We start from the raw sequence: 6438 nt of genomic DNA, 5'->3' as shown, positions 1-6438 counted from the left end.
GGTCAGGGCGTAGACGATTACATTGTCGCCGCCAGCGGTCTTGGTAACGACCGCAGGATCTGCGATGTAAGCGGCGAAAGCGGTAACCAGGTAGAAGAAGGCCATGGTAAGAGCCGTGGAGATGGTGGTGTCGCGCAGGAAGGAGAACTTCTCGGGAACCTCGATCTTCTCGGTGCTGTTCTCCTCGGCGTCCTTAGCAAAAAGCGTACCGACTGCAGCGGAGATGTAATAGGCGAGTGAACCGAAGTGGCCCATGGCGATTTCATCGCCATCGGTAACCTTCTCGGTGAAACGCTGACCAACGGCGGGAAGCATAGCGCTCACGAGGCCCAGGAACATGCCGCCCACGATGACAAGCTGGACATCCTGGAAGCCAGATGCCTGCAGAACGGCAGACAGCAGGCAAGCCATGAACATGCTGTGATGGCCCGTCAGGAAGATGTACTTAAACTTGGTAAAGCGGGCAATGATAATGTTCACGACGTAGCCGAGAATCAGGATCATCATGGTCTGAACGCCGAGGACGCTCTGAGCCATCGAAACGACAACCTCGTTGTTGGGCACGACGCCGGTGATGTGGAAACCGGTCTCGATGAAGGTACCCAGCGGAGCAAGGTTCTCCTGAACAACAGCGGCGCCGGCAGACAGCATGATGTAGCCAAGGATCGGCTTCAGGGTGCCTGTCATCACCTTGTGGGCGGGACGCTTAAGCGCGACAAGGCCCACAAAAGCGAACAGACCCATAATCCATGCTGGCTTGGTCAGAATCGATTGGATAAACTCAAGTATGGGAAGGATGACTTGCATCTGGGCTTCCTTTCTTTTTAACGTGGGCGCGTTTCCCTCTTCCACAGGGAACCGCCCCTTTTTGTGCCGCTTTAGGCGTTAGCGGCGGCCGCCTTGATTGCCTCGAGGGCGTCTTCGCGGATCTTCTTCTTGTTCACGTAGCTGCGAACGATCACGACGTTACCGTGAAGCTCGGGAGCGAGCTCCTTAACGGTAATGAACAGATCCGGATTTGCGGAAGAAGCACCGTTCAGGTCCATAGACTCAACGTCGGCCTTGATGCCCTCCTCCTCACAAAGCTCCTCGACTTTGCCAGCGAGCATCAGGCTGGACCCGATGCCGTTTCCGCATACGGTGATGATATGCATGGCAACCTTCCTCTCCTACACGTGACGGATTTTCCGTCTATCCAAAAGCGGCGACGCATCGCCGTGCCATTAAGGCCTAAAAGAATGAACGCATGGTCTCCAAAACCTGCTCGGGCGTACCGCACGCGCTGAGCTTGGCAACGCAGTCCTCGTCCTCGAACATCTGCGAAAGCTCCGCCAAGCAACCAAGATGAGCCTTGGGGTCGGGCGCGCAAATGCCCACGAGTACGTGAACCGGATCGAAATCCTCGTGTCCAAATGCAACCGCAGGATCAAGCGTGACGATGCAGATTCCCGCTTCGCTCACATTGCCATCGGCCTGGGCGTGGGGCATGGCGATACCCTCTTCCAGAACCATATAGGGGCCAAATTTGTGAACCGATGAAATCATGGCGTCGACATAGCTCTGGTCGCATTTGCCCGCGTCAACGAGCAGCTTGCCACATGCCCTAATCGCTTCCTCCCAATCGGAGGCCTGGACATGGCAGGCAACAAGCTCGGGTTTAAGAAGATCGGTCAGCATGACAGCTCCCTACTCCTCGGGCAGGATATGAAAACCAAGCGCCTGAATGTCGCGGGCAAAGCCCTTGACCGTATCAAGCGAGTACTCGAGCAAATCTTTCCCGAAATTCTTGCGCTTGGCGAGAAGGGCATTGGGGACCGTGATGATCTGGCAGCCAACAGACTCTGCCTGGAAGATGTTGAGTACCTCACGCGTGGATGCCCAGAGAACCTCGGCGGCGGGCTTGACGGCAGCCTTCTTTACGGACTCTGCCATGAGGGGCAGCGGATCGACGCCGGTATCGGCGATACGGCCGGCGAAGATGGACAGAATAGAGGGGGTCTCGGCAGAGACGGCATCGACGAACTCGTCGACCTGCTCGGGCGTGAAGATGGTGGTGACATTCACCTTGATACTATCGGCAGAAAGGCGCTTGACCAACGCTGCGGTGGACTCGCCCTTGGTGTTGAGCGCCGGGATCTTAACGTAGACGTTGTCCGCCCAGGTTGCGATCTCGCGAGCCTCGGCCTCCATACCCGCCTCGTCGTCGGCAAACACCTCGAACGAGACTGACACATCGGTGATGTGCTCAAGAACCGTCTTGGCAAAAGCGCGGTAGTCGGTCACGCCGCCGGCCTTCATAAGGGAAGGATTGGTCGTGAAGCCCTGAACGTTGCCGTTGTCGTGCATGTCAAGCATACCCTCGAGGTTAGCGCCGTCGGCAAACACCTTGATTGCCATGTTCGGTCCTTTCTCATCTAGCACTATTGCTATCGAAAGCCTTTTTCTTTGTTTCAAAAGCTTTTCGGTTTTCTTTTATAAACTATTTCAAAAGATATCGAAAGCTCAATTGCCAACTTTCCGCGAACGGTCGATTATCGGGCGCGAGCGTACCTCACTTTTTGTGAACACCTTCCAGGCAAGACTCTTTACTGGCTATTACAGGCATTCTGCATGTCAGGCCAACTACTAACACAAATAAAAGCAAAGCGTGTCATTCATCTCGTTCACTCGATTTTGCCTTGTTCTTTTCATATCGATACGTTATATTTCGATTACGAAAGGCATTTCTTTCGCCTTTCGTTCATAAGGAGCGACACATGGCATCTACTTCAGACCTTTCACCCGCCGAGCGTCAGCGATTTATCATGAACTGGCTGGCGGAAAAGCCGAATATCTCGGTATCCGACATCGTCCGTCGCTTTTCGGTTTCGGAAGTCACCGCACGACACGACCTCGTCTCACTGGAATCGGAAGGCAAATTGCGTCGTGTACGCGGCGGAGCAGTATCGCTTTCACGTTCCACTGCAATCTCGTATCCCGAAGAGCGCATCAATGTCCAAGTCGAAGCCAAGGAGGCTATCGCCGCGACCGCAGCAACTCTTGTTGACGATGGTGACGTTTTGGTGATCGACATCGGCACCACGGGCTTTTACTTCACTAAAGCCCTCATAGACAAGCGCGACATCACCATCATCACCGGCGATCTTGCCATCGCAAACTATGCCAGCTTCAATCTGCCCAACGCTTCGGTAGTGCTGTTAGGTGGTTCCGTGCGAAAGGGCCACCTTTATCTCGCGGGCGCGCTGACGTTCGACTGCATGAGCAAGCTTCATGCCGACAAGGCATTTGTCAGCGCCGACGGATTCCATCCCGACCACGGCTTTACCGTTGAGCACGACTTCTCTGCCATGATCAAGCGCATGTATCTAACCAACTCGAACCTGAGCTACATGATGGTCGACCAGGGTAAGTTCAATAAGACGAGCTTTTATCAGTCCGCACAGATCGATGACCTCGACGGCATCATCATCGATGGGGACAGCGAAGGTATCATGACAGCGGCAATCGAGAGCAGCCACAGTCATCCCAAACTCTATATTGCAAAATAGCTCACATGGCCGGGTCGCCCCCAATGCAGGCGACCCGGCCATGTATTAAATCAAGCCAAAGTGGCGCATAGCCGTGACGGTACCGTCGTGTGCGACGTCATCGGTCACGTAGTCGGCGACCGCCTTGACCTCGGGCATAGCGTTGCCCATGGCCACGGCTGTCTCGACGGCGGCGAGCATGCCCAGGTCGTTGCCCGAATCGCCAAAGCCAAAGGTGCGCGCATTTCCCTCGCGGCCCAGATACGCCAGCGCTCGCGCCACGCCCACGCCCTTGTCAATGCCCTTGGGGCTCAGCTCGCGATTCTGACCACCGGTGTTGCACAGCTCAAACTCGCGATCGATAAAGCCGTCATCGTTGGCTACGCGAGCCAAACTGGGCGCAGTGAGGCCTACCTTGCCCACGCGCAGACTGCCGTCGACGCGCATCTCCTCGGTGCTGTGCGCCACAGAAGTGCCGATCAGAGACGACTGCTCAACACCCGCGGGTTCCAGGGCAAAAGTAGCCACGTTGGTCTCGAAAAAGGCCTCAATCCCTGCCGCGGCCATACGGCGTGCAAGCTCCTCGATAACGTCCTCGCCAAAGCAGTCCTCGTGTACCACGCGTCCCTCGACCTCGAGCGTGGCTCCCGCCATGGCAACGATGCCCGCGGGGTCGAGCGCACGCAGGCTATCGGCGATAAGCCACAGGGGGCGGCCCGTGCAGATAAATGCCTCGTGCCCTGCATCGCGCAGTGCACGGAACGCCTCAACCACCGTCTGCGAGGGACGAACCGCCGAAAAGTCCTTATCGGTCATATCGTCGGGATCGAACGACGTCAGCGTGCCGTCCACGTCAAAAAAGAGCACGGCGGAATCGGGGCACGCATCAATCATATGGGTTCCTTTCGAGGATAAGGGCAAACGAAGCATCCATCATATAATGGAGCGACGCAACCAGAGAGGTCACCCATGGAATTTTACGCAAGCTGCCCCGAGGGCTTTGAGTCCGCACTCGCCGATGAGCTTAAACGCCTCGGACTTTCGCATGTCCGCCGCCTGAAAGGCCGCGCTACATTTGAGGGCGAGCTCGAAGAAGGCTACCGCGCCTGTCTATGGTCGCGCCTGGCGAGCCGCGTGTTTGTGGTGCTTGGGCGCTTTGAGGCGCAGGATGCCGATGAGCTGTACGACGGCGTTTACGACATCGCCTGGGAGACCATCATCCGCCCCGGTGCCACCATCGCCATTACCGCCCGCGGCGTGACAGAGCAGCTGCGCAACACGCGCTTCTCGGCCCTGCGCGCCAAGGACGCGCTGTGCGACCGTCTGGCCGAGACCACGGGCCGTCGCGCCGATGTCGACGCCGCCGATCCCGACGTTCACCTGTTGCTTTCGCTGCGCCAGCGCCGCGCGAGCATCAGCCTGGACCTTTCGGGCGACCCGCTGTTCAAGCGCCTGCCGCCCGCGGCGACCCGTGCCGGCGAGGGCGCGCACGTGTTGCGCCCCGACTACGCCGCCCTGGTGCTGGCGCAGGTCGGCTGGACCGCACTGTGCGAGCGCGAGTTGACGGCCGACGATTACGAGAATGAAGCCCTTCCCACGCTAATCGATGCCTCGTGCGCCGGCGGCGGCCTGTTGCTGGAAGCCGTGAACATTCTGACCGACCGCGCCCCGGGCGCCGCACGCGAGCGCTGGGGCTTTGAGGGCTGGCAGCTGCACGATGCCGCCCTGTGGGAGCAGCTGCTTGCCGAGGCGCGCGAGCGCGAGGCGGCAGCGCGCGAGCGGCAGGCGCGCATCGTGGCCGTAGACATCGACCCCGCCGCCCGCAAGACTGCCGAGCGCATGGTCAAGTGCGCCGGCTACAAGCGTTTTGTCGACTTTTGCGCCGCCAAGTCCGCCACCGTGCTGGACCATGCTGGCGCCGTCGCCGGAGCCGCCGTAGTCGCAGACACCACCGAGACACCGCTTTCACTCATGCACGACGCCATGACGCTGGTCGGCGAGCTGCGCCGCGCGCCCGAGCTCGCTTCGGCACCGGTCGCCGCACTCACCCGCGATGGCCTTATGGCCCGCGCGCTCCATGCCGAGCCCGCGCGCTCCATCGCCGTCATGCCCAATAACGAGGAGGCGGCTCTTGAGGTTTGGCCCTCGCTCGACCACGCCGCCGCGGCATTCGAAGCTGCGACCAGCGCAGATGCCGAGAAGCAGACCGCAGATGCCCAAGGCGAAGCCGCCGACACCCTCATGCCCGAACCTACCGCCACGCTCGACCTGGGCGACGGCAAGCCGCTGCCCGTGCTCATCCCGGAGTCCGAGCAGTTCGCCAACCGCCTGCGCAAGAACGCCCGTCTGCGTCGAAAGTGGGCAAAGCGCGAGGGCGTGAGCTGCTACCGCGTCTACGATGCCGACCTGCCCGACTACTCCGCTGCCATCGACCTGTACGAGGGTTGCCCGCAGACGCCGGGCCGCTGGCTCGTCATCGCCGAATACGCCGCGCCCAAGACCATCGACCCCGCACTGGCCCAGGCCCGTATGCTCGACATCTTGGCCATCGCGCCGCGCATCCTGGATGTTCCGGCCGAGCACGTGCACGCCAAGGCCCGCATGCGTTCGCGCGGCGGCTCGCAGTACGGCAAACAGGGCGCCGGCAAGGGCGCATTGGGCGAGCGCGCCAACATCGCGCGCCGTCGCCTGCCGCTCATCGAAGAGGGCGGGCTCACCTTTGCCGTCAACTTTGACGACTACCTGGATGTGGGTATCTTCCTGGACCACCGCGTCACCCGCAACCTGGTGCGCGAGCACGCCAAGCAGGCGCGGCGCTTCCTCAACCTGTTCGCCTACACCGGCACCGCCACCTGCTATGCGGCAGACGGCGGCGTCGAGGAAACTGTGACGGTCGACCTTTCCAACACCT

7 protein-coding genes are annotated in these 6438 nt (G+C 59.9%); 2 read left to right on the top strand and 5 right to left on the bottom strand.

The window, feature by feature from the left end; translation table 11 throughout:
• From ABHR76_RS09205 to ABHR76_RS09190, 4 genes are all read right to left on the bottom strand, one after another.
• A partial coding sequence (locus ABHR76_RS09205; RefSeq protein WP_346977473.1) for a PTS transporter subunit IIC occupies positions 1 to 807 on the bottom strand: 807 nt, incomplete at its 3' end.
• A 71-nt stretch (positions 808 to 878) separates the two neighbouring features.
• On the bottom strand, positions 879 to 1154 hold the full coding sequence (locus ABHR76_RS09200; RefSeq protein ID WP_022094539.1) for a PTS sugar transporter subunit IIB: 276 nt from the start codon (positions 1152 to 1154) through the stop codon (positions 879 to 881).
• A gap of 76 nt (positions 1155 to 1230) precedes the next feature.
• On the bottom strand, positions 1231 to 1677 hold the full coding sequence (locus ABHR76_RS09195) for a PTS sugar transporter subunit IIA (RefSeq protein WP_195568982.1): 447 nt from the start codon (positions 1675 to 1677) through the stop codon (positions 1231 to 1233).
• Between the two features lie 9 nt (positions 1678 to 1686).
• On the bottom strand, positions 1687 to 2397 hold the full coding sequence (locus ABHR76_RS09190; protein ID WP_117746829.1) for a transaldolase: 711 nt from the start codon (positions 2395 to 2397) through the stop codon (positions 1687 to 1689).
• A gap of 359 nt (positions 2398 to 2756) precedes the next feature.
• Between ABHR76_RS09190 and ABHR76_RS09185 the strand changes: the two genes are divergently transcribed.
• On the top strand, positions 2757 to 3548 hold the full coding sequence (locus tag ABHR76_RS09185) for a DeoR/GlpR family DNA-binding transcription regulator (protein WP_117746828.1): 792 nt from the start codon (positions 2757 to 2759) through the stop codon (positions 3546 to 3548).
• 45 nt (positions 3549 to 3593) lie between these two features.
• Here ABHR76_RS09185 and ABHR76_RS09180 read toward each other — a convergent pair whose 3' ends face one another.
• Positions 3594 to 4421 carry an HAD-IIB family hydrolase gene (locus ABHR76_RS09180; RefSeq protein ID WP_346977470.1) on the bottom strand — a complete coding sequence of 276 codons (828 nt, stop codon included), beginning with the start codon at positions 4419 to 4421 and terminating at the stop codon, positions 3594 to 3596.
• Positions 4422 to 4496: 75 nt separating this feature from the next.
• Here ABHR76_RS09180 and rlmKL point away from each other — a divergent pair.
• Positions 4497 to 6438 (top strand): bifunctional 23S rRNA (guanine(2069)-N(7))-methyltransferase RlmK/23S rRNA (guanine(2445)-N(2))-methyltransferase RlmL (gene rlmKL / locus ABHR76_RS09175; protein ID WP_346977469.1); only part of this gene is annotated, 1942 nt, incomplete at its 3' end.

It is taken from the genome of Collinsella aerofaciens (genome assembly GCF_039752985.1).
GTDB classification, from domain to species: domain Bacteria; phylum Actinomycetota; class Coriobacteriia; order Coriobacteriales; family Coriobacteriaceae; genus Collinsella; species Collinsella aerofaciens_BT.
Note: the sequence above shows the minus strand (reverse complement) of the source record. Positions and strands in the feature narration are given on the sequence as shown.

Excerpts from the sequence above, each read along its gene's own strand:
- ABHR76_RS09200 (WP_022094539.1), bottom strand. The coding sequence starts at position 1,154 with ATGCATATCATCACCGTATGCGGAAACGGCATCGGGTCCAGCCTGATG.
- ABHR76_RS09195 (WP_195568982.1), bottom strand. The coding sequence starts at position 1,677 with ATGCTGACCGATCTTCTTAAACCCGAGCTTGTTGCCTGCCATGTCCAG.
- ABHR76_RS09190 (WP_117746829.1), bottom strand. The coding sequence starts at position 2,397 with ATGGCAATCAAGGTGTTTGCCGACGGCGCTAACCTCGAGGGTATGCTT.
- ABHR76_RS09185 (WP_117746828.1), top strand. The coding sequence starts at position 2,757 with ATGGCATCTACTTCAGACCTTTCACCCGCCGAGCGTCAGCGATTTATC.
- ABHR76_RS09180 (WP_346977470.1), bottom strand. The coding sequence starts at position 4,421 with ATGATTGATGCGTGCCCCGATTCCGCCGTGCTCTTTTTTGACGTGGAC.